24 protein-coding genes and 1 tRNA gene are annotated in these 22,794 nt (G+C 64.0%); 13 read left to right on the forward strand and 12 right to left on the reverse strand.

The genetic code is table 11. The features are described from left to right. Nucleotides 1-456, forward strand: a 456-nt coding sequence (locus FJT57_RS16825) for a transcription initiation factor IIB (protein ID WP_238993871.1), incomplete at its 5' end; no start/stop codon positions are given. Nucleotides 457-651: 195 nt separating this feature from the next. Here FJT57_RS16825 and FJT57_RS01220 read toward each other — a convergent pair. Then, a complete protein-coding gene (locus tag FJT57_RS01220; protein ID WP_144900989.1) occupies nt 652-1,179 on the reverse strand; it encodes a halocyanin domain-containing protein in 528 nt (175 codons plus the stop codon). Between the two features lie 430 nt (nt 1,180-1,609). On the opposite strand from FJT57_RS01220, the gene FJT57_RS01225 reads away from it, so the two are divergent. The 5 genes from FJT57_RS01225 (at nt 1,610) to FJT57_RS01245 (ending at nt 4,819) form a co-directional block, all read left to right on the forward strand. Next, nucleotides 1,610-2,413, forward strand: a complete 804-nt coding sequence (locus FJT57_RS01225) for a sulfite exporter TauE/SafE family protein (protein ID WP_144902475.1) — start codon at nt 1,610-1,612, stop codon at nt 2,411-2,413. A gap of 54 nt (nt 2,414-2,467) precedes the next feature. Further along, entirely contained in the window at nt 2,468-2,692 is a 225-nt protein-coding gene (locus FJT57_RS17345; RefSeq protein WP_144900990.1) for a heavy metal translocating P-type ATPase metal-binding domain-containing protein, read from the forward strand. Nucleotides 2,693-2,765: 73 nt separating this feature from the next. Continuing rightward, nucleotides 2,766-3,620 carry a universal stress protein gene (locus tag FJT57_RS01235; RefSeq protein ID WP_144900991.1) on the forward strand — a complete coding sequence of 285 codons (855 nt, stop codon included), beginning with the start codon at nt 2,766-2,768 and terminating at the stop codon, nt 3,618-3,620. An 81-nt stretch (nt 3,621-3,701) separates the two neighbouring features. Beyond that, the gene (locus tag FJT57_RS01240) at nt 3,702-4,694 is read left to right on the forward strand and encodes a class I SAM-dependent methyltransferase (RefSeq protein ID WP_144900992.1); all 993 of its coding nucleotides are present in this window, start codon (nt 3,702-3,704) and stop codon (nt 4,692-4,694) included. Between the two features lie 52 nt (nt 4,695-4,746). Further along, nucleotides 4,747-4,819: transfer RNA gene (locus tag FJT57_RS01245), tRNA-Thr, on the forward strand. A gap of 197 nt (nt 4,820-5,016) precedes the next feature. Here FJT57_RS01245 and FJT57_RS01250 read toward each other — a convergent pair. Together FJT57_RS01250 and FJT57_RS01255 are read right to left on the reverse strand one after the other, a co-directional pair. Further along, nucleotides 5,017-6,432: a PAS domain-containing sensor histidine kinase gene (locus FJT57_RS01250; protein ID WP_144900993.1), complete on the reverse strand. Its 1,416-nt coding sequence runs from the start codon at nt 6,430-6,432 to the stop codon at nt 5,017-5,019. A gap of 147 nt (nt 6,433-6,579) precedes the next feature. Next, a complete protein-coding gene (locus tag FJT57_RS01255; RefSeq protein ID WP_144900994.1) occupies nt 6,580-7,200 on the reverse strand; it encodes a DUF7509 family protein in 621 nt (206 codons plus the stop codon). Nucleotides 7,201-7,297: 97 nt separating this feature from the next. On the opposite strand from FJT57_RS01255, the gene FJT57_RS01260 reads away from it, so the two are divergent. After that, nucleotides 7,298-7,711, forward strand: coding sequence for a winged helix-turn-helix domain-containing protein (locus tag FJT57_RS01260; protein ID WP_144900995.1), 414 nt, complete (start codon nt 7,298-7,300; stop codon nt 7,709-7,711). 181 nt (nt 7,712-7,892) lie between these two features. On the opposite strand, the gene FJT57_RS01265 is transcribed toward FJT57_RS01260, so the two are convergent. After that, the gene (locus tag FJT57_RS01265) at nt 7,893-8,378 is read right to left on the reverse strand and encodes a YccF domain-containing protein (RefSeq protein WP_238993873.1); all 486 of its coding nucleotides are present in this window, start codon (nt 8,376-8,378) and stop codon (nt 7,893-7,895) included. 161 nt (nt 8,379-8,539) lie between these two features. On the opposite strand from FJT57_RS01265, the gene FJT57_RS01270 reads away from it, so the two are divergent. The 4 genes from FJT57_RS01270 (at nt 8,540) to FJT57_RS01285 (ending at nt 11,168) form a co-directional block, all read left to right on the forward strand. Continuing rightward, on the forward strand, nt 8,540-9,427 hold the full coding sequence (locus FJT57_RS01270) for a geranylgeranylglycerol-phosphate geranylgeranyltransferase (protein WP_144900996.1): 888 nt from the start codon (nt 8,540-8,542) through the stop codon (nt 9,425-9,427). A 207-nt stretch (nt 9,428-9,634) separates the two neighbouring features. Then, a complete protein-coding gene (locus FJT57_RS01275; protein WP_144900997.1) occupies nt 9,635-10,246 on the forward strand; it encodes an RAD55 family ATPase in 612 nt (203 codons plus the stop codon). A gap of 171 nt (nt 10,247-10,417) precedes the next feature. Further along, entirely contained in the window at nt 10,418-10,633 is a 216-nt protein-coding gene (locus FJT57_RS01280) for a PLDc N-terminal domain-containing protein (protein WP_144900998.1), read from the forward strand. A gap of 106 nt (nt 10,634-10,739) precedes the next feature. Next, a complete protein-coding gene (locus FJT57_RS01285; RefSeq protein ID WP_144900999.1) occupies nt 10,740-11,168 on the forward strand; it encodes a CoA-binding protein in 429 nt (142 codons plus the stop codon). A gap of 70 nt (nt 11,169-11,238) precedes the next feature. On the opposite strand, the gene FJT57_RS01290 is transcribed toward FJT57_RS01285, so the two are convergent. The 4 genes from FJT57_RS01290 to FJT57_RS01305 all read right to left on the reverse strand — a co-directional run bounded on the left by FJT57_RS01290 (nt 11,239) and on the right by FJT57_RS01305 (nt 15,566). Further along, entirely contained in the window at nt 11,239-11,559 is a 321-nt protein-coding gene (locus FJT57_RS01290; protein WP_144901000.1) for a DUF5798 family protein, read from the reverse strand. A gap of 128 nt (nt 11,560-11,687) precedes the next feature. Next, nucleotides 11,688-12,788 carry an ABC transporter permease gene (locus FJT57_RS01295; protein ID WP_144901001.1) on the reverse strand — a complete coding sequence of 367 codons (1,101 nt, stop codon included), beginning with the start codon at nt 12,786-12,788 and terminating at the stop codon, nt 11,688-11,690. Beyond that, a complete protein-coding gene (locus FJT57_RS01300) occupies nt 12,781-14,592 on the reverse strand; it encodes an ABC transporter permease (RefSeq protein WP_144901002.1) in 1,812 nt (603 codons plus the stop codon). The genes FJT57_RS01295 and FJT57_RS01300 overlap by 8 nt, the downstream gene beginning before the upstream one ends. Then, nucleotides 14,589-15,566 (reverse strand): ABC transporter ATP-binding protein, encoded by a 978-nt coding sequence (locus tag FJT57_RS01305; protein ID WP_144901003.1) that lies wholly within the window; start codon nt 15,564-15,566, stop codon nt 14,589-14,591. The genes FJT57_RS01300 and FJT57_RS01305 overlap by 4 nt, the downstream gene beginning before the upstream one ends. A gap of 212 nt (nt 15,567-15,778) precedes the next feature. Between FJT57_RS01305 and FJT57_RS01310 the strand changes: the two genes are divergently transcribed. Beyond that, nucleotides 15,779-16,738 (forward strand): DUF7409 domain-containing protein, encoded by a 960-nt coding sequence (locus FJT57_RS01310; RefSeq protein ID WP_238993874.1) that lies wholly within the window; start codon nt 15,779-15,781, stop codon nt 16,736-16,738. A gap of 177 nt (nt 16,739-16,915) precedes the next feature. Next, the gene (locus tag FJT57_RS01315) at nt 16,916-17,824 is read left to right on the forward strand and encodes a class 1 fructose-bisphosphatase (RefSeq protein WP_144901004.1); all 909 of its coding nucleotides are present in this window, start codon (nt 16,916-16,918) and stop codon (nt 17,822-17,824) included. A 140-nt stretch (nt 17,825-17,964) separates the two neighbouring features. On the opposite strand, the gene FJT57_RS01320 is transcribed toward FJT57_RS01315, so the two are convergent. Genes FJT57_RS01320 through FJT57_RS01335 form a run of 4 tightly spaced genes read right to left on the reverse strand, consistent with a single transcriptional unit; the run spans nt 17,965 to nt 22,760 of the window. Next, a complete protein-coding gene (locus tag FJT57_RS01320) occupies nt 17,965-18,705 on the reverse strand; it encodes an ABC transporter ATP-binding protein (protein WP_144901005.1) in 741 nt (246 codons plus the stop codon). A gap of 1 nt (nt 18,706) precedes the next feature. Continuing rightward, a complete protein-coding gene (locus FJT57_RS01325) occupies nt 18,707-19,453 on the reverse strand; it encodes an ABC transporter ATP-binding protein (RefSeq protein WP_144901006.1) in 747 nt (248 codons plus the stop codon). 2 nt (nt 19,454-19,455) lie between these two features. Then, nucleotides 19,456-21,378 (reverse strand): ABC transporter permease, encoded by a 1,923-nt coding sequence (locus FJT57_RS01330; protein ID WP_162524293.1) that lies wholly within the window; start codon nt 21,376-21,378, stop codon nt 19,456-19,458. Nucleotides 21,379-21,434: 56 nt separating this feature from the next. Beyond that, nucleotides 21,435-22,760, reverse strand: coding sequence for an ABC transporter substrate-binding protein (locus FJT57_RS01335; protein ID WP_144901008.1), 1,326 nt, complete (start codon nt 22,758-22,760; stop codon nt 21,435-21,437). Nucleotides 22,761-22,794 lie beyond the last annotated feature (34 nt).

Raw genomic sequence — 22,794 nt, forward strand, 5'->3', positions numbered from 1 at the left:
ATCGCGACCGCGTCGCTGCACGCGGCCGCTCGAATGGCGCAGGTGCCGCGGAGCATCGACGAGGTCGCGCGCGTCTCCCGCGTCGACGAGGACGAGTTCGAGCGGGCCTACCGCTACGTGGTCCGCGAGCTCTCGCTCGAGATCCAGCCCGCGGACCCCGCCGAGTACGTTCCCCGGTTCGCGTCCGATCTCGAGATACCCAAGGAGACCGAACGAACGGCGCGGGAACTCCTCGAGAACGCCAAGCGCAAGAACGTCCACTCCGGGAAGTCGCCCGTCGGCCTCGCCGCCGCCGCGCTCTACGCCTCGGCGCAGTTGACCAACGTAGAGCTGACGCAGGCGGAGGTGAGCGATGTGACGGACATCTCCGAGGTCACCATCCGGAACCGGTATCAGGAACTACTGGAGGCGTGGGACACGCCGCGCGGCGGCCGAAAGCGGGCTGCAGAAGCCTGAACGGGGGCAACCGCTTCTCGACGTTCTGCGAAACGAAAACCCGAGATCGTCTTCTAGCAGTGCCTTCCGAAGTCACCGTCGAGCGCTGACGCCGACTCGGCCTACTTCTCCGGCATTCTACCACTTTCACGCGGATTCGCTCCACTTCTCAACGCCGATGTCCGGGCTCTCCCCCTCGACGCCGATGTCCGGGCTCTACTCCTCGACGACCACGACGCCCTTCATTCCGATCGTTTCGTGCGGCGTGCAGTAGTATTTGATTGTCCCCGGCTCCTCGAACGTCTGCGAAAAGGTGTGTCCGGCCTCCTGGACCTGTTCGGACTCGAAGGAGCCGTCCTCGGCGACGACGTTGTGGAAGCTGCCGCGGCCGTTCCACTCCCAAACGACCGTCGTTCCCAGGGTCACGCGTACGGCGGCTGGTCCGTATCCGAAGTTGCCGCCGTTGGCTTCCGCGCCGACGGTGATCGTGACCTCGTCGCTGTCGGTCTGATCGACGACACCGTCGTAGTTCGAGGTGCCGTCGAGGTAGCCGTCGAACGAAGGCGGAGAGTCACCGCTAGACCCGTCGGTGCCGCCGTCACCGTTTTCGCTGGTCCCGCCGCTATCGGATTCCCCGTCACCTCCGGTGTCGCCGTTCGACCCGCCTGCGCAGCCTGCGACGCTCGCCGTGAGTGCTACGGTGCCCGCGAGAACGCGCCGTCGCGTTAGCTTTGTCTGTGACATCACTCGCACTACGGCCTGCGCACGTAAGGATGTCACAGTCGTTCCCAGTTCTCGAAAATAGCCGGAACGAGTTCGGCATCTCACCGCTCTCCGGGGTCGATACCGATGCCCGGGGCGTAACCCTTACATATTGTGTCGTGGTACCATTCAACACCAAATGGCCGATCTCGATCTTCCCTTTCCAGCGTGTTGCGCCACGTGTCCGCACCGAAACACGTTCACGGCGTCGTGCACTCACGAGTTTCGACAGTCGGTGCTACGGGAAGTGCGGGAGGATCGGACCTGCCCGGTCTACGCCGAGGCGAAAACGGAGGCGATGCGAACGCTCGAAGCATCGATCGATGACGCATCATATGAGTAACCGCCCTGAACCGATGTGGTTGTCACCGACGGGACGACCGAATGTCATACGACCGTGACGCTCCCGTCGATCGGTGGGACGGACCCGCTTGCCGCGATCGGTTCGATAGCGGCGTCGAACGTCGAGTTCGGCGTCTTTCTCGTGATCGGGGCGCTCGGCGGGGCCCACTGTCTCGGGATGTGCGGTCCGCTCGTGAGCGTCTACGCCGACCGGCTCGAAGCCACGGACGACCGCTCCGATGGCGTGTCGGTTCGGCAGATCAGACAGCACGCGCTGTTCAACCTCGGACGCGCTGGCGGCTACGCGGTCGTCGGAGCCGCACTCGCCCTCTTGGGCGCGTTGACTCTTGGGACCGTCGACACCGTCGTCACGGTCGGCAACGGGGTCAGAGGGACGATCGGAGTCTTGATCGGCACCCTCATCATCCTCACCGGAGCGTCGTATCTGGGCCGGGGAACGGGCGGGCCGTTCAGGCTCCCGAGACAGTTCTCGGGGATATTCACCCGAATCAGCACCGCACTGACGAGTCGCGTCGACGCCCTCGTCGGCGACAGTCGAATCGTCGGACTGGGAGTCGGTCACGCGTTCCTGCCGTGTCCGATCACGTTTCCGGCCTATCTGTACGCGTTCGCGATCGCCGACCCGCTCCGCGCGGCGGTGTTGCTCTCGCTGCTCGGCATCGGCACGATTCCGACGCTGTTCGTTTACGGTCTGGCGCTCGGATCGCTGTCGATCGGCCGCCGACGAGCCGTTCATCGGGTTCTGGGTGCCGCCTTTCTGCTCCTCGGATATCTCCCGCTCGCGCACGGACTGATGCTTCTCGGCGTCCATCTCCCGCATCCGGCGGTTCCGATCTACCAACCGCTCGGGTAGCGTCGGCGCGAACCAGCACAGCCAACCAACCGAGTGCAGCGAAACGATGATCGAATGAACGCCCCTCGCGACGATCGGGACGAAGGTACTGATCGCGACGAGCACGTCGAACGCGATGGGTCGATCGATCGCGACAGTTGTGCGCACTGCGGACTGCCGACGCCGACGCCGCCAGTCACGGATGAAGGCATCGACGGCTCGTACTGTTGTCGGGGCTGTCTGGCGGTCGCCCGCGCGCTCGGGTCTGCCGACTTCGACACGCACTCCGCGTCGGAGTGACCTGAATTGAGTTGACGCGGGCGAGTGAGATTCGGGTACGGATTTTTTCTCGTTCCCCCGCGAACGCTTCGATATGACCAACCCCCCCGGCGTCGACCTCGACCGAGTCCTGGTTCCGATCGACGGCAGCGACGGCGCGTCCGCCGCGCTCGATCACGCGATTTCGATCGCGGCGGCGACTGATGCAGAGATTCTGCTCCTCGCCGTCGTCGATCCCTACGGCCTCTCGACCGTCACGGAGCGCAAAGAAGTCGAAGCAGAGCTCGAAGACCTGGTCACCGACGCGGCGGCGCGCGTGCAGGACGCGGGCGTCGACGTCAGTACCGCCGTCGAGGCGGGGTTCCCGCACGAGGAGATTCTCCACGTGGTCGAGGACCACGCGGTCGATCTGATCGCGATGGGAACGCACGGACGGCGGGGGCTCGGGCGGTTCGTTCTCGGCAGCGTCGCCGAGAAGGTCGTCCGCCTCTCGCCGGTTCCGGTGCTCACCGTGCGGACGGAAGCGACGGGTCAACGGCCCTACCGCGACATCGTCATACCGACTGACGGGAGCGACGCCGCAGCGCCCGCCGAGCGCTGGGGCGTCGACCTGGCCGAGGAGTTCGGGGCGGAACTCCACGCGCTCTCGGTCGTCCCCGAGGGCCCCGTTCGATCGAGTGAAACCGTCGACGCCTACGAGGAGATGGCCCGGGCGGCGCTCGACCGCGTCGCGGCGCGCGGCGCTTCGTTCGCCGTCGACGTCTCGGAAACGATCGAGTACGGCGTCCCCCACCGCGTGATCGTCGACCGCTGCAAAGACACCGACGCGGATCTCGTCGTGCTCGGCACGCACGGTCGAACGGGCGTCGAGCGCTTCGTCCTCGGGAGCGTCGCCGAGAAGGTCGTTCGCCTCTCGGAGACGCCGGTGCTCGTCGTGCCGTCGGAGTGATCGCCCCGATATGAACGCGTGAGGACGCGGCGCGCGACGCCGAAACGTCACGCTTACTCGCGTCGCTTGCGAGGAGCAGATATGACCGTTCCCTGCGTCCGCGTGCCGACCAGCGAGGGGGAGGAGACACGCACGGCGCTGGCCGAGCGCGACCTCCTCGACCAGACGCACGAGATCACGGTCGAGTCGGGAACGCTGTACATTCCCGTGACCGACCGGACCGCAGTTCCCACCGCGTACGACGTCGTCGAGCGCGACGCCCCCGCCCGGACGACGCAGACGACGCCCGCGGAGATCCTCGGGTTCGAGCCCTCCTACGAACGCCTCGGCGACGTCGTCATCCTCGACGAGGACGATCCGGAGAGAGCGCGCCGAATCGCCGACGCGATCGTCGAGTCGGACCTCCGCGCGCGGACGGTGGTCAACCGCGCCTCGAAAGTGAAAGGCGAACTCCGCGTCCGCGAGTGGGACGTCCTCGTGGGCGATTCGACGGAGACCGTGCATCGGGAATACGGCTACGAGTTCGCGCTCGACATCGCGGAGGTGTACTTCTCGCCGCGTCTCGCCACCGAGCGCCACCGCGTGATCTCGCAAGTCGACGCGGGCGAACGCGTCGTCGATATGTTCGCGGGCGTCGGGCCCTTTGCGGTCCCGATGGCCGGGCGCGGCGCGGCGGTCGTCGGCTGCGACCTCAACCCCGCGGCGATCGAGTACCTCCGCGAAAACGCCCGGCGAAACGGCGTCGAAGAGCGAGTGACCGCGATTCAAGGCGACGTCCGCGACCTCGCCGACGACTACGCGGGGTGGGCGGATCGGTTGGTGATGAACCTCCCGCACAGCGCCGGTGAGTTCCTCGAGACGGCCGTCGAACTCGCGAGCGAGGAGTGCGTCGTCCACTACTACGACATCCAGCACGAGGACGACCCGTTCGGTCCGGGCGAGCGCGCGATTCGCGGGGCCGTCGCCGAGAGCGACGTCGACTACGAGGTGCGCGTCGAAACCGAACGACTCGTCCGCTCGTACGCCCCGCACGAGTACAACGTCTGTCTCGACGTCCGCCTCACTGCGCGTTGATTCGGAAGCCTTTTCTTATTCATCGCAGTACGGACGAGTGCGTCACAACGGCGCCGGTGTAGCTCAGCTGGCAGAGCGATTCCTTCGTAAGGAATAGGCCGAGGGTTCAAATCCCTCCACCGGCTCTTTCTGCCGAACAAAGTGAGGCTGAAGAGCTTCGTAGAGGGATTTGACTAAGCAAGCGAGAAGTGAGCGACCGCGGTTCAAATCCCGTAAACAGGCTACCTGCCGAACCCTGGCCTTCGAGGCGCTGCACCGAAGCCAACTGAGTCTATCTCTGTTAGTACTTATGATGGCCTGAATCGATCCGGAAGCTCCGCCGTCAGTTCGCCCAGGTCGTCGGCTGCGGTGGCAGCTCCACCGTGACGACGTTACCTCGGGTTTCTCCGTGATCGAAGTGCAACAACCCACCGGACTGCATCACGACGAGGTGGACGAACCAGAGCCCGAACCCTGTCGAGTGGTACGTCGAATGGACGAGGCGGTCGTTCGAGAACGACCGGTACTCCATCTCCGGAATTAGCGGGCCGTCATCGCTGATCTGAATAGTCACCCTCGATTCGGTGGCCTGGACGGCGATATCGACTCGCGGCTCCCGCCTGTCGTTGTGTTCGATCGCGTTCTCGACTAGTTCCCGGAGCGCAAGTTTGAGTGCGGGCATTGCCGACACGGTCACGCGCTCGGGGAGGTCGGACGTGATCGTCGCTGCAGGATACGCGTCGCTGTGCTCTCGAACGATGGATTCGAGGATGGCTACCACGTCGACGGCCTCCGTAGACTGTGGTGTGGTCAGTTGATCGACTATCAGATGGTGATTGTCGAAGATGGAGAGCAGCCGATCGATGGCAGTCTCGATACGTCCCACCGCGGACGGGTCCTGCGCTGAAATGGAGTCGTTGACCATCTCTACTGTGCCGTGAATGATGTTCAACTGGTTCCGAAAGTTGTGTTTCAGGAGATAGTCCACCGCGCGCAGGTGTTGCTCGCGAGCCTTCCGCTCGGAGATGTCGCGCCCGATCCCGACCAGTCCGACTACCTCCCCATCCTCCAGGAGTCGTCGCTTGCGGAACTCGAACGGGATCTCGGTCCCCCGTTTCGTGACGACAGTCGCTTCGACGGAGTCTCCGCCTTCGGCCAGCGCCGTCGCGATCGAGTCCGAGATCCGATCGGTGTGCGACTCGACGAAGAAGTCCTCGATATCCATCGTCCGGACCTCCTCCTCGTCGTATCCCGAGACTTCGAGAAGCGAGTCGTTCCACCGGTTCAGCTCTCCGCCGGGAGTGATGTAGTAGAAGACGTCCGGGAGCGTATTCAGTGCGTCATCGACAAACTGGCGCTGCTTTTCGAGTTCCTCGTACGTGTTCTGCAGTTCCGTGACGTCGACGACCACCGCCTGCCCGATATTTCTCCCGCGATAGCGGCCGGGAGCGGTGGAGACCTGAATACGCCGCGTCTCACCGTCATCACGCTGTAACTGCATCGGAGTCGGGCCCGACGAGGTCTCATTCTCGACTACGTCGACGAGCTCCTGTTTTGCCGTGTAGTGATCGTCCGAGATGATGAACTCGAAGATGGAGCGGCCGATCAGTTGCTCTCTGGACTCGAGCCCCAAGAGTTCGACAACTGCGTCGTTTCCCCAGATGATCGTTCCGGACTCGTCGAAGAGGTTTATCGGCGCGGGCGACGCGCTGATCAACCGCCGATAGTTACTCGCCTCTCCGTTCTCTTCGTCGACCATTGTGGGTGTTGTGGATACGATTGGTTCTTGGGGACTGGGAGGGGACCGCGCGTGTTACCAAGTGGAAATTTCCTCTGCACTATAATTTCGACGCCATATAAACATTCGTCAGCATACCTACATCGTATTTACCGTGGTGTGCGTCCATCACGATCGCACTTCCAAGTCACCGCGCCGTTCCCGGTGCATCACGTCCCCGGCGAACATCCGAAGTTTCGAGACGAGCTCCGCCTCGGTTTCGTAGGTGGCGAGTCGCACGTCCCACCGCACCCGTGCGGATCGGATCATCGCACTCGTGACGTTGTCTTCGTGGACGAAAATCAGTCGATCGCTGTGCGTCTCCGCAAGCGCTTCGAGGATGCTTCCGGCCTCTTCGCCGATGCCGAAATTGTGTCCGAGAAACGGCACCACGAACGCCGTCGCGTTGCTGCACCGCGTGAACTCCACGCTTTGGGTGGCCGCATCGATGGTATCGATATCAACATCGACGTCGAGGGCCAGGAACGCGTTGATTCCCGGCGTGACTCGGAGCTCACCCTGCACCCGTCGTAAGAGCGCCTGTGATGCATCGATTTGGTCTTTGCTCTGAAAGAGTCGCCGTAACGGGCCCGGCAGATCGTCCACGTCGATGTCGCGCCGCTCCGATTCGCTGAGAACGTAGTTGAGATTGAACGATTTGTACGGTCCCATCAGATAGAAGAGAAACCGATCGTACGGCACGCGGCCCAATCGTTCGACGATCAGGTCGCGCGTTATCTCGACCGTCATAGGCGATTATCCGCCCAGTAGTATATAAAAAAACGGGTTTTTGAGAAGTCTCGGCTTGAGAAACCTTAAGCACTGCATACGTCTATGGAAGCATAGGATGGCGACGAACGACACGCAGGTCGTCGGCGGGGAGTTCCCCGAGGACCCGGCGGACCTCCTCCCGGACCGGAGCGTCCTCACGCTCGATGAGTACCTCGCGATGCAGGCCGCCGTGGGACACCGGACCCGCTATGAGATCGTCTATCGCCTCATCTACAACGGGGAGATGAGCCCCACGGAGTTGGAAGAGGCGATCGAGATCGACGACAGCACGCTCCACTATCATCTCAACAAACTCGTCGACGTGGGCCTCATCGAAAAGCGCCAGCGGACCGAACGCGGGCAGGACGGCCTGCACACGTACTACCGAGCGACGGTGTTCGGCGAAGTGACGCTCACCGAGGGCGTCAGCGCGTTGATCCGGGGCGAACGAGACTTCGCGGCGATGTACGACAGTTCGACCGACCGCTGATCACGCTCCGGCGTCGCCAACAGATGCTGCTTCGTGAGGAGTGAAACTGCCTGGAACGGTACGGAAAGACATCGGCCCCCCGCTCTCGATTATCCCTCGACGCATTCGGGTGAAATTTCACAAGGCGCGCGAGGGTCGCCCGAGAGTCGAGCGTCCACAAGTGAGCGTCCACAGACCAGTGTCAGTACTTGTACAGGGAGACGACGTACGGCAGGCGGTCGTACATCCAGACGGCGACCGGCAGGCCGACGATCGTGACGCTCGCGACCCACGCGAGTGACATCCAGATCCCGCTGAGCCACCAGCCGACGAAGAGAAAGTACACCGCGCGAACGACGAGCGAGTGCTGCTCGCTCCCGGACTCGGTAATCGTGACGTCACCGGTGGCGCTCTTGGTGAAGGTCGTCTCGATCCGCCGCTCTTTCAGCGAGACGATTTTCGGCACGAGATTGATCATCTTGATCCCGATCGGCATCCCGATGACCGTGACGACGAGGAACCACGCGACGCTCAGCCAGATCCCGCTCGCCCACCACCCGATCAAGAGGAAGTACGCGGCGCGAACCACGATGCTGGGTGAGTTATCGCGCTGCTCGACGGACACGTTGACGCCCTCGCGACCATCTGGCGCGCCAGATCCGTTCTGCGTTGTGGTCGGGTCGCTCATCTCTGCGATCTCGTTGTCGCCGAGCGCGGTTAAGGCTGCGGCATAGAACGGAGGGAACTGCGTTCTCTGTCGTCGCACGCGGCGATTCGATCCCGTCCCCGAGCGTCTCGATGCGTCGACTCCGCGCCCTTTATTTCGGAGCCACGGACAGGGATAGACGAATGAACGCAGACGGACCGGCGACCGCCGAAACGCTCCGCGGCCTGTTGGATCTCACGCGGCCCGGAAACACGGTCGCCGCGGGCGTACTCACGTTCACGGGGGCGTTCGTCGCCGCGGGAGTCGATTCGAGCGCCGTCGCCGTCGTCGCCAGCGTAGCGGCGACGATTTTCGCGACCGGCGCGGGCAACGCGGTCAACGACTACTTCGATCGCGATATCGACCGGATCAACCGACCGGACCGACCGATTCCGCGCGGAGCGGTCAGCGCCCGCGGCGCGCTCGCGTTCAGCGTCGCGCTGTTTCTCGGCGCGGTGGTCGCCGCGCTCGCGCTACCTCTCCCGGCGATCGCTATCGCCGTGGTGAACCTCCTCGCGCTCGTCGCCTACACGGAGCTTTTCAAGGGACTCCCGGGCGTCGGCAACATCGTCGTGGCGTATCTGACCGGTTCGACGTTCCTCTTCGGCGCGGCGGCGGTCGGACGGCTCACCGACTCCGCCGCGCTCGTGCTGTTCGCGCTCGCGGCGCTGGCGACGCTGACCCGCGAGATCGTCAAGGACGTCGAAGACCTCGCGGGGGACCGCGCGGAGGGTCTCAGTACGCTTCCGATCGTCGTCGGCGAGGGGACTGCCCTGCGACTCGGTGCAGTGGTGCTGGCCGTCGCCGTGGCGGCGAGTGCGGCACCCTATCTGTTGGGGACCTTCGGAATCGTCTACCTCGCGCTCGTCGTGCCCGCCGACGTGCTGATGCTCGCGGCGGTTCGACAGTCGTTTTCGGACCCCTCGAACGCGCAGCGCCGACTGAAACGGGGGATGTTCCTCGCGACCGGCGCGTTCGTCACCGGTCGCGCTGTCGACGTCGTCGGTATCGACGTCCTCGGCGTGCTGTGAGTGGTCGTCAGTCCGCCTTTGAAACCCGGGAGCTCGACAACGAGGTGACTGTTATTGCATCGTTGCCGTCAGTCGAAATCCACCGAAGCAATCAAAAAGAATATTATCTGCACCTGTTATGGTTAACTCGTCTAATGACTCCCGGCGAGTCGATCCACCGAACGACCACACCCTCTCTTGTAGCTGGCTCGACGCCGAGGACCCCTGATGTATGACCTCGGCCCGGACCTCGACGCGGAGGTCCCCCCCGGTACGAACATTCTGGTGAGCGGTCCGCCGTTGACCGGGAAGCGGTCGCTCTGCCTGGACATTCTCGCATCGGGGACCGAGAAGGGCGAGGGCGCGATCGTCGTCACCACGAAAGACGGGGCCGATCGCGTGCTCGACGACTTCGGAAAGCGCGTGTCCTTTGAGGACCGTCCGGTGGCCGTCATCGACTGTGTCACCCGCCAGCAGGGCGTTGGCGACGTCCGCGACGACGACCGGGTCAAGTATGCCTCCTCGCCGGTCGATATGACGGGAATCGGGATCAAACTCTCCGAGATCCTGCAGACGTATTACCAGGACCAGGGCATCGAGCGCAACCGCGTGATGCTGCACTCGCTGTCGACGCTTCTGATGTACGCCGACCTGCAGACGGTCTTCCGCTTCCTCCACGTGTTCACCGGCCGGATTCAGAGCGTCGGCGGGCTCGGCGTGTTCGCCATCGACGCCAGCGCCCACGACGACCAGACCATGAACACGCTGAAACAGCTGTTCGACGGCATCGTGACCACGCAGGAGGATGGCGAACCGTCCGTTCGCCTCGCGAGCGACTGAGACCGCCGATACGTCGGTCGGCACCCGCATCACTTCCGACACGTGCCGTTTGACGGTCGCATCGGCCCAACGCAGTTCGATTTCGGAACGGTTTACGGCACCGAGACTCGCGACGAGAGCGAGGTGATCGGAACCAGAAAGTACTTTTTGCGCAGTTTCATTCGACTCGGTATGCCCTCCAGCATACTACTCCAAGGTGCCGTTGGTACGGTCGGCGTGTTGATTGGACTCCTCTTCTTGGCCGTCGGGATCGCGATGGTCGTCTGGACGTACACCGACGCGAAGAAGAACAGCGCTCACCCGGCGTTCCTCTGGGCGCTCGTCGTCTTTTTCGCCCCGATTTTGGGGATCCTCCTCTACGTCCTCCTCGGTCGAAGCGCTCGGTAGCCCGTCAAACCGACTGCCGACCGGTGTCGGACACCGCCGTTCGCCGAGTGCGTACCGCTCTCACTGCCGCGGCAGAATTTTACGTCGGCCGTCCTTCGGTTCGAGTATGAACGTCACCGACGACGAGGGGCTCCGAGCCGTCCTGGACGCCGAAACGGTCGCGGTAGTCGGCTGCTCGACCACGGCGGGAAAAGCGGCACACGACATCCCCGCGTACCTCCAGCGAAACGGCTACCGGATCGTGCCGGTGAACCCGTTCGCCGACGAGATCCTCGGCGAAACCGCGTACGACTCGCTGGCCGAGGTCCCCGAGGACGTCGAAATCGACCTCGTCGACGTGTTCCGGCCGAGCGAGGAGGCGGGAGGCATCGTCGACGCCGCGATCGAACGTCACGAGACCGTCGGCGACGTCCGAGCGGTGTGGCTCCAACTCGGGATCACCGACGACGAAGCCGGTGAACGCGCCGCCGAGGCCGGACTCGATTTCGTCCAGGACAAGTGTATGAAAGTCGAGCACGCGCGGCTGGCCGAATAGGATTCGGGTACCCGTTGGTCGAGCCTCTCACCCGCACGCCGAGCGCTCGCAACCGAACACCCGATATCGATTACTCTTCGCCGTCGTTCGCGGTCGATGAGGCGTCAGTCGAAGCCTCGTCGTTCGCCTGTTCGCCGTCTCGCTCCGCTTCGACGATGTGGGCGTCGGCGGTGACGCTCTCGACGTCGATCCCCTCGTTTTCGGCGACGGCTTCGAGCAGCGCGCGCATCTCGGCGGTCTCGCGTTCGAGGCGGTCGACGCGGTCGCTGGTCTCCTGGGTCGTCTCACGCATTTCGACGACCTGATCGCGCAGGTCGTTGAGTCGCGTGTAGACGTCCTCGGCCATTTCGGTCACTTTCTGGAGCTTCTTCGCGGTGCCTCCGAGTCCCATACCTCCCGTTCGGACGCCGGGGTTTGTGTGCGTTCCGGCTTGGAGTGCCCGGCGGACGGGAAAGACGCCTCGCAACTGCCACCACCGTACCATCGTTACAGTCACCACCGCATCTAAGGGTCGTCCATCTACAGATCGTCCGCGTCGAGTCCGTTCACGAGGCGGCGGACCCCCCCGTACGCGACGACGGCCGTGACGACGAGCGCGACGACGGCGGCGTAGTCGGCACATCCGGCGCTGTCGATCGCCAGTCGGGCGGCGGCGGTGACCGGCCCGTTGGGAAGCAGCGCCGTTCCGCCGAAGACCAGCAGGACGCCCACGGAGTAGAGGAACTGCGCCGCGCGGCGCTCCGGGGCGAGCAGCGCGAGCGCCGCGCCGACCCCGCAGATCAGGAGCGCCATCGCCGCGACCAGCGCGAGCAGCGCCGGAACGTTCGAGACGCTCGTGCCGTTGAGTTCCAGCAGCCCGATCCACAGAGCGGCCTGCACGGGCGCGAGCCCGGCCGCCGCCAAGAGCTTGCCGTCGACGACGTCCGTCAGCGAGAGCGGTGCGACCCGCAGGAGTTCGAGCGTTCCGCGATCGATCTCCTCGGTGAGCGAGTCGACCGCGACGGAGCCCGAGATGAAGACGGGTAAGAACAGCAGGAGCGGGAGCAAAACCGTGTACGTGAAGGCGAAGTACGGGCTCGAAGACGCCTCGGGCGGCAACTCCAGCGGCTGGTCGTCGAGGTACGCCGCCCGGTCGGCTCGCTCCGCGCGCTCGAAGGAGCGCACGACGTCGCGCAACTGGACGACGACGACCGTCGTCTGGACGTTCGAGTCGGGCGCGACGGCCCGCACGAACACCCGCTCGTCGCGCGTCTCCGCCACCAACACCGCGTCGATCCCGGTCGCGTCGTACTCGTGGAACGCGCGCAGCGCCGTCTCCTCGGAGCGGTAGAACTGCGCGTCGACGCCGCGGACCTCCCGCGAGGCGCGGATCAGGTCGCCTGCGGCGTCGCCCGTGACGGCGACGTCGACCTCGTAACCCTCCACCTGCCCCGGATCGTAGAGGGACACGAGTCCGACCACGAGGAACGACGAGAACGCCGCGATGAACAGTTGCAACGCGAGCGCGAGCAGGATCGTCTTCTCCTTCCGGAGGCTGCCGAACTCCCGGCGAGCGATCGTCCATCGGGGGTCAGGCCCCTCCCGAGGCGGCTGTCGCGGCGGTTTGCCGCTATCACCCAAGGTAGGTCACCACCGCGAGGTTGTAGGCCGTGTGAACGAGGACGCTGACCGCGAACGCCCCGGCGTACCACCGCAGATCGCGCATCGCGCCCAGCGCGGTCAGCCCCGCCGTGACGACGTGGAGGGCCAGCGGGGCGAACAGCAGCCCGGCGGCCGAGAACACGCCGATTCCCGACGGCGCGAACGCGGCCTGGCCGAGCGCCAACTCGGGGAGCCCGACGACCTGCGCGACGGCGGTGAACTTCTCGCCGACGAAGAAGCCGAGTCCCGAGAGCGCCCCGAGGACGAGCGCGACGCGCGGTACGCGCCGGAACGTTCCGCTCTCGAACGCGGCGTACACGTGCAGGCTCTTGGCGACCTCCTCGACGAGCGCGACGACGAAGAGCAACAACGGGATCGTCAGCGAGACGGGGAGCGCGAAGAGCACCGCGATCGCGAGCAACTCCGCGACGAAGACGAACGGGATCGATAGCCCAGAGAGGACCGCGACGTCCCGGGGCCGCGACACCCGCGCGTCGAGCGCATCGAGGAGTTTCAGCGGCACCGCCCGCTGCGTGAACAGGTCCTCCTCGCGGTAGATCCCGGTCCCGAGCAGGAACAGGACGCCCGCACAGAGGGCGAAGGGCGCGGTGGCGAAGACGAACGCGCCGGGCGAGACCGATTCGAGCGGCTGGAGGTCGCGAACGACGAGCGTCAGCGGCGAGATGAGCGCGATCGGCGTCACGTTCGCGAAGATAGCCGGAACGAACGTGTAGGCGGTCAGGAACACCGACACCGTGACCGTGACGAAGGTGAGTTCCTTGAACGAGCGCGCGAACATCGCCCCGGCGAAGGTCGCCGCCAGAAACAGCAGCGCGATCGGGAGCACGGCCGCGATCGAGACGAGGCTCCCGCCGACTCCGAGGGCGATCAGCGCCGTCACGCCGACCATCGTCGCGAGGTACGGTAGCGTCTTTCCGGCGACGATGTCGCCCGGCGAGACGGGCGCGACTAAGAGCAGTTCGCCCCGGCGGTTGATCCGCTCGTTGAGCATCGTGCTGCCGTACGCCTGCACGACGAAGTTCATCGGCACCAGGAAAGCGAACGCGAGGACGAGCGAACCGAACGGGAACGGCGGTTGAATGTCCGCTGGCGAACCCGATCCGCCGCTACTCAACGGGTTGATCCCCGACAGCGCTGGCACGCCGAGCGGGCCGCCGGACGACCCGGCGGAGGCGGATCCGCCGTCGTCGTCCCCTGCGGCCTCGCCGTCGGAACCGCCTCCGCTGTCACCGCCGTCTCCGGTACCGGATCCACCTTCGCCGTCCCCCTCGGCGAACGCGTCATCTGGAAGCGACGCCGAGCGCGGTACGTACTGGAGGACGGTCACCACGGGGAACGCCGCGGAGCCGTTTTCCTCCGCGCTCATCCGCTCGAAGTTGAAGGCGCGGACCGACGAGCGGAACTCCGAGAGCGCCGCTCGACCCTTGGGGGTGTCGGCGACGAACAGCTCGCCATCGACGAGCAGCACGTCGACGTCGCCGTCGCGGAGGGCGTCGGGACTCGGCTCTCGCGCGTCGAGCGCGACGCTTCGTTCGACCGGTTCGTGGTACGGGCTCTCGGCGTCGACGCCGACGCGGTAGATGTCGCGGTCGAGTGCGACGCCGCCAGCGAGCAAACCGCCCCCGAGGACCGCACCGACCAGCAGGAGGGCGAACGCTCCCAGTATCGCCGTCCGACGGTCGACGATGCCCGCCGAGCGCGACACCTCCCAGCGAGCGATCCGACCGATCGCGGAGAGGTGCTCGCGGGGCGACCGTTTCACCGGTCGCCGCCTCCGTCGGTGTCAGATGGCGGCGTCGCAGCCGTCTCTGCGGGTTCGATCGGCCCCCGCCCACCACCCTGCGCCGCTGCGGGCGGCGTCTCACGCGCGAGTTCGAGGAAGATGTCCTCGAGGCTCTGCTCGCGCGTCCGGATGTCGACGACCTCACCGCCCGCCTGCTCGGCGCGCTCGCGGACGTGTTCTACGGCGTCCATCGTCGGGACCACGCTCCGGTAGCGGTCGCCGCCACGCGCGCGCTCGTCCCGCTCAGCGCCGTCGACCAGGACGTCGGTGAAGACGTGGTAGCTGGTCTCGCCGTGTTCGTCGCGGATCTCGGGAACGGTCCCGCGGGCGATGATCTCGCCGCGGTTCATAATCACGATCCGATCGCAGACGCTCTCGACGTGATAGAGGTTGTGCGCGCTGAAGAGTACCGTCTTGCCGCGGTCGGCGAGTTCGCGGGTGAATTCGAGGACGTAGTTCGTCGTGAGCGGATCGAGTCCGGACGCGGGTTCGTCGTAGATCAGCAGGTCGGGATCGTTGACCAGCGAACGAGCGATCGCGACCTTCCGTTTCATCCCTTTCGACATATCTCCGAGGCGCCGCTCTCTGTGCTCCAGTTCGAGGCGGTCGAGCGTCCGCTCCGTCCGTTCCCTCGCGTCTTTCCGAGAAACGTCGTAGAGGTCCGCGAAGAACCGCAAGTACGACCGCGGCGTCATATCCTCGTACAACGGCGATTCCTCGGGCAGAAAGCCCAGGTTCCGACGCATCGCCGGATCGCCCGCGTCGTCGCCCGCGACCTCGGCGGACCCGCCCGTCGGTTCGACCAACCCGGCGAGCATCTTGAGCGTCGTCGTCTTGCCCGCGCCGTTGGGGCCGACGATGCCGAAGATCTCACCGCGGTCGACGGAGAAATCGCTTCCGACGACCGCGGGAAACTCACCGTACGTCTTCCGGAGTCCCTCGGCGCGTATCATCTACTACCGCTCGCCACGGATTCACCCGAGATAAAACCTGACCGCCGGGTATCGAATCTGATACGATCCCGGACGGGGGTGACCGGAATAGGCAAGGTGAATCGGGGCGATCAGCGTGAAGTCTGAGACGGAAAAAATGAGACATTTGTTGACACGTCTCAGGCGACAGTATCAAGTTGCTCACCGTTGAGGTGCAATCGAAGGGGGAAAGCGTGACCGAGGACGGCGATTCCGAGCGGGGGAGAGACGGCGAAGGCACCGGCGATCGCACCGATCGCGGCCCGACGGCCAGCGAGATCGACGGTCCGGTGAGAGCCACGAGCGACGACTACGTCGATCTCGATATTCCGCTCCCGTGGAACGTCTCCAGCGATGACAACGCTGCGGCTACCGAATCTGAGAACGCGGACAGAGACGCAGACGAGCGAAAGGGTTCGGACGGATACCCCGCAGAAGACGCTGCAAAAGACGCGGTAGAAGGCCCCGCTGAGGACGTCGCAGCCGGGGGGAACTCGACCGAGGGCGACGAAACCGACGGGCCACCGGCACAGTTCGAGGACATCCGTTTCGTGGGTCCGAAGAGCGCGGCCGCGCTCCGGGAGTCGGAGATCACACTCTCGGGGTTCGTAAACAAGCACGTCGCGTACCGCGATCTGACGGACGCGGGCGTCAATCCCGGCGTCGCGGCGAAGATCAGACGCGAGCACTCGCTGTCGTGGTCGCTCGACGGCGGCGGGACGGACCTGGATCGCCGGTCCGCACAAGTCCGCGGACTCGACGACGAGGAACGCGCGTGGATCGCTGCCTCGTCGGGGTGGTCTACCGACGATACGGCGGCGACCGAGACCGACGGGTCGGGTGACGCCCAGGCAGCGGAGGCGGCGTGGCGCGACCGACAGACGGGCGAGAAGCAGTCAGAACCGTCGACGATGGACGCCGAGACCGCGTGGCGTCGGCGGAGCGCCCCGACGTCGGTGACGGCGCTCGACGGAATCGACGCCGAAACGGCGGACACGCTTCGCAAGGCTGGCATCGGATCGATTCGACGGCTCGCCACCGCGGATCCCGAGAGCGTCGCCGACGCCCTCGAGGTGGACCGCGACCGGGTCGAATCGTGGTGTCGCCTCGCTCGCGAGCACGATGCCAGTGCGGATGACACGGCAGGTTTATAAATTCATTATCTGTTGAGTGAATTTTTACCAGATCCTGTTCGCTGGTTTGAGGCTCTCATTCGCACGAATACTGCCGAACAACTGACGGGTCGCCGATCCGTCGGTAGCAAAGATTTTATGCCGCCTGTTGCCGCATATTGAACTGACCACACCGCCCGCAGTGGGACGAGTGATCCGATGGCCACGAACAAAAATTCCTCGCCGACCGACCCCGCACCGACCAACGCGACAGTGAACGCCGTTCTCGACACCGTCGCGCGCTCCGCACCCGACATCCGCAACGGGCTTCCCGGTCGACGCGTCGCGATCGAGGGCGAAAACCCGTCCGGAGAGTCACAGAAGGCGGCGGACGTCTACGCGGACGAACTGCTCTGTGAGCGGATCGGCGAGATACCGAACGTCGGCGAATACGCCAGCGAGGAGCGCGAATCCGTCGTCGACGTCGGTTCGGGACTCTCGGTCTGCGTCGACCCGCTCGACGGTTCTTCGAACCTCGAGCCCAACGCCGCGATGGGGACGATCGTCGCCATCTACGACGCGCCGCTGCCCGCGAGCGGTCACGACATCGTCGCCGCCGCCTACGTCCTCTACGGCGCGACGACGACGATGATCGTCGCGCTGGAGGACAAAGATACGGTGGCCGAGTACGTCATCCACCCCGACGGGAACTACCAGATCGTCCAGGGTGAGATGACGATCCCGGAGAACCCGTCGGTGTACGGTTTCGGCGGACGGGTCCCCTTCTGGGTCGACGAGTTCAAAACGTACGTCGAGGAAATCGAGTCGAACCCGGAGATGAAGCTCCGGTACGGCGGCGCGATGATCGGCGACGTGAACCAGGTGCTCACCTACGGCGGTATCTTCGGCTACCCGACGCTCACGAACGCGCCGGAGAGCAAACTCCGCGTCCAGTTCGAAGGCTACCCCGTCGGCTACATCATCGAAACCGCTGGCGGAGCCTCCTCGGACGGCCAGCAATCACTGCTCGACGTCGAGAAGGACGACCTCCACGCGCGGACGCCGGTGTACGTCGGCAACCAGGAGCTGATCGACGAACTCGAATCGGTCTTCGCCGACCGAGACTGATCCCGCTGAATTCCCACGCGACCGACCTCGTACGGTGCCGCCCGTACTGAATTGCGGTCCACCTGTCCGTGAGCCAATCAGCAGTTGCTGGCGTCAGTACGGGCTTCGGTAAATTAACTGAGAACAGATAGGTCACCGAACTAGTCGGTGATCTTATCGGTCAGTTCGGTTCCGACTCCGAGGAACTCCTGCTGGGTCGCGTCGTCGTTTCGGAGGTCGGTGACGCTCCCCTCGTAGACGTTCCTCCCCTGTTCGAGGATGTAGACGCGGTCTGCGACTTCCAAGACCGTGTTGAGGTTCTGTTCGACGAGCAGGATCGGGATATCCTGATCGCGTATCCTCCTGATCGTCTCGATGACGTCCTGGACGATCTGCGGTGCGAGCCCCTCCGTCGGCTCGTCCAATAACAACAGTTCGGTCTTGCTCCGCAGCGCCCTCCCGATGGCGAGCATCTGCTGTTCGCCACCGCTCAGCTTCGACGCCTTCAGCGATTTCCGCTCCTCTAGCCGAGGCATCCATTCGAGGATCTCCTCTATGGTCATAATCCCGTCAGACTGCTTGATGCCGCCCATCCGGAGGTTTTCCTCGACAGTCAGATCGGGGAAGACCGCCCGCTCCTCGACGACGTAGCTGATCCCGAGATTGCTGATCTCGTAATCGGGCAGGTCGGTGATGTCCCGTCCGTCGAACTCGATCGTACCCGCGAGCGGTTTGATGACGCCGGTGATCGACCGCAACGTGGTCGTCTTTCCGGCACCGTTTCGACCGAGTAGTCCGACGACTTCGCCTTCCTTCACGGAGAGTGAGACGTCCTCTAAGACGAGTCCCGATCCGTACGACGAGGATATCCTGTCGACAGAGAGGATGGGGTCTCGTTCCATCTCACTCGCCCTCCGTGCCGATGTAGGCCTCCTGCACCCGTTCGTTCGCCTGAATCTCTTTCGGATCCCCCTCCGCGAGGATCTCCCCTCGGTTGAGAACGGTAATCCGATCGGAGATCTGCATCACCATCTCGATATCGTGTTCGATCAAGATTAATTTTATATCTCTATCGTTGACAATTCTCTGAATGAGGTTCATCATCTGTACTGACTCCTGTTTTCCCATCCCGGCCGTCGGTTCGTCGAGAAGGATGAGATCCGGCTCCACGGCGAGCGCCAGCCCCATCTCTAACTTGCGTTGGTCGCCGTGGCTGAGCGCGTCGGCGCGGACGTCGGACAGTTCCGATAACTCGAGATCGGCCATCAATTGGTCCGTTTTCTCAAGCGTCGTCGTGAGCGCGTCCGAACTCATCCAAATGGCGTTTCGCTTCTCGTCTAACGCCTGCGTCGCGATCTGGAGGTTCTCCTTGACTGTCAGTCCCTCGAACAGGTCGGCGATCTGGAACGAGCGGCTAATCCCCTTCCGAACGATCTTCCGCGGCGCCAGACCGGTGATGTCTTCCTCATTGTACCGGATTTCGCCCTCGGTGGGTTTGAGATACCCGGTCAACAGGTGAAACAGCGTCGACTTCCCGGCTCCGTTCGGTCCGATGATGGAGTGAATGCCATCGCGACTGATCGAGAGGTTGACGTCGCTGACGGCCTGGAGTTCGCCGAATTTCTTGGTGAGATGTTTCGTTTCGAGCATATTCACTTGTCTCCGTTGATCGAATCGGCGTCACTCCCCGCGCTTGCGGTCGGATCGGCATCGCGGTCGTTACCGAGTGCATCCTCGAGGATGTAGTAGAAGCTGACGAGCCCCCGGGGCGCGAAGAGGACGATCACGATGAGGACGAAGCCCAGAATCATCCGCCACTGATCGAAGTAAATCGTCAGGAGCTGATCGAGACCGATCAGGACCGCGCCGCCGATGATCGGTCCGAAGAGCGTTCCGACGCCGCCGAGGATGACGGCGAACAGCGCGTCGCCCGAGACGATCCAGTACAGCGAATCCGGGCTGGTGAACGTCTGCCGAGTCGTCACCAACGCACCGGCGACACCACCGATAGCTCCCGAAATGGCGAAGATACGTCGTTTGGCCTTGTTGGTGTCGTACCCGACGAACTTCGCGCGGCGCTCGCTCTCGCGAATCGCCTGCAGTTGGAGACCGAACGGCGAGTCCATAATCCGCTTGGTGACGTAATAGAGCGACACCAGCAGCAGCAACGAGATGTAATAGAACGCGAAGGTCTCGGACAGGTCGATTATGCCGAACAGCATCACGTGATCGATCGCGAACCCGTTACTCCCGCCGGTGAAACTCGACCACGAGAGCGCGAGTTGATACAGCATTTGCCCGACGGCGAACGTGACGACCGCGAAGTAGAGCCCGGAGAGGCGCGCGGAGATCGCGCCCACCAACCACGCGACTGCGGCGGCGAAGAGTATCGCCACGGCCAGCGCGATCACGAACGAGTTCGTGAAATTAACGGTGAGGAGCGCGACGGCGTAGCTTCCGATGCCGTAGAACGCCGCGTGCCCGAAGGAGATCAGGCCCGTGTAACCGATCACGGTGTCGAGACTGAGCGCGAAGATACCCCACACGAACATCAGCGCGATCAGTCCCACACCGTATTGGCTCACCGATGGGAGCCGTGAGACGAACGGGATGATCAACAGCAACCCTACGACGGCCATCACCCGTCGGTCCGTCAGATTCACGGGCTTGATCGTCTCGTCGTAGGACAGCTTCGCGGCCTGCTCTCTGATTTCGTAGGTCCCGAGGATTCCCTCCGGTTTGAGGACTAACACACCGAAGAGGAGCCCGTAGAGGACGAACCCGGACAGTTCCGAAGCGAACGTGTTGGTGAACGTCTGGACGAATCCGACGATCACGCCAGCGACGATCGAGCCGCCGAAGCTACCCAGCCCGCCGATAGCGACGACCACGAAGGCGATGATGAGCGCCTCGTTTCCCATCTCCGGGTTGACGCTCAGGAACGGCGCTGCCAACGCGCCCGCGATCGCCGCGAGGAACGTTCCCAGACCGAAGATGAGCGTGTAGTAGCGGCCGATGTTGACGCCCATCAGCCGGACCGTCTGTTTGTCCTGCGCACCCGCGCGAACGATCAGCCCGAAATCGGAGTACCGGAAGAGCGCCCACGTCAGGAAGGCGATCAGGGCGCCCGCACCGATCGTGAAGATTCGGTACCGCGGGTAGATGACCGGCCCGATAGCAATCGCGCCGCCGAGGAGCTCCGGCGTCGGGAAGAACTTCGTCCCCGTCCCCCAGATGAGTTCGACGACGTCGGTGACGATCAGGAGCACGCCGAAGGTGATCAACACGTGATACAGCGGCGATCGATCGTAGATGTGGTGGAGGGTGAGCCGTTCGACTGCGATGCCCAGCCCGGCAACGACGAGCGGACCGAGGATGAGCGCGACGAAGAAACTCCCCGTGGCGTCGACGACCGTGAACGCGAGGTACGCACCGAGCATATAGAAGATGCCGTGGGCGAAGTTGAGCACGTCGGTGATGCCGAATATCACGGCGAAGCCCGACGCGATGAGGATGTAGAGCATACTCAGTGCCAGTCCGTTCAAAAGCAAAAACACCAGCTGGGTGGTGCTCACATCAAACGCAGCAAGTGAAATATGATGTATCATACTGGGTAGGCCTATTCGGACGTCTACAGGGAGGGCAACTCACAGCCGGTTTCTTCACAGGTTCGGGTGATCTCGTCCGCCGGTCGCGTCGCGACGATCTCTTGGCCGGGCCAATCGTACTGATCCGGTTCAGTGATCCGCCCGACGAAGCCGTCTCGGAGCGCCTGATGGTCGCACTCCCGCATCGTCGTCGTTCCCATCGGTTCGTCGCTTTCGAGGCCTTCCATTTCGTCGATAATCGCGGACGTTTCGATCCCTCCGGCGTTTTCCGCGGCCTGGGCGTAGAGCCGAAGGCTGCTCCACATAACGAGCGCGAAGTCGGTCGGCGGTTCGTCGTACTCCGCCGTGTACCGGTCGGTCAGCAGCTCGTTGGCCTCGGATTCGTACGTCGGCTCGTACCGGATCGTCGTGTAGGTCCCGACTGCCGAACTCCCTGCACCCTGACGGAGCGGGAGGTAGGTGTTGGTCGTGCTCATAATGTCCTGTTCGAGCTCGAACTGCGCTGTCTGACTGAGGAAGTTAACGGCGTCAGCACCGCTGAATCCCTGGAGCACCCAGTCGGCGTCCGAGGATTGGATCTCGCTGATGACCGCAGAGAAGTCGGTCGTACCGAGCGGCGTCTGCGTCTCGTCGACGATGTTGAAATCGAGTCCCGATGCCTCGAAGGCGTCCTTCCAGGTGCGCGCGATCGACTGGCCGAACGCGTAGTCGGCGATGTGGATCCAGACGTTCGACCCGAGATTCTCCAGGGCCCACTCCGCGCCGGACCGCGCGATCTGGGAGTCCGAGTACTGGTATCGGAACGTCGTGGGCAGGCACTCCTCGCCGGTTATCTCTTCGGGACCACCGTACGCGAAGTACGGAATCCCCACGTCGTACGCGTAGTCTGCCACGGAGAGGTTTACCGCGCCGGAGACACCGCCGATGAGCAGGTCGACGTCGTTGGTCTCGACGTGACGTCGCGCCATCTCGCGCCCCGTGCTCGGATCGCCCTCAGTGTCTTCGACGAATCGGACGACTTCTCGGCCCAGGATCCCGCCGAGATCCTCGTTCACGTGGTTGACGGCAACGTGCGATCCTTTCTCCTGTGCCTCACCCAGCGCGGCGAACGGACCGCTGGTCGGGTGGAGGAATCCGACGCGAAGCTCCTCCCCGCTACCGCCCGAGTCGCCGCCCGATCCGCCACTATCGCCGCTGCTGTCGCCGTCACTGTCGCCACCGCTGTCGCCGCCTCCACCGCTGTCCCCACCGTTACCGTTACTTGAGCAACCGGCAAGACCAGCGATTCCAGCGGTCGTCCCGGTGTATTTTAGCACGTCCCGTCGGCTAAGGTCGCTATCGCCTAGCATACTACGGGGGATCAACTAAACTATAATAAACCTT

Origin of the sequence: Halobellus captivus (genome assembly GCF_007655485.1) — an archaeon.
GTDB classification, from domain to species: Archaea; Halobacteriota; Halobacteria; order Halobacteriales; family Haloferacaceae; genus Haloquadratum; species Haloquadratum captivum.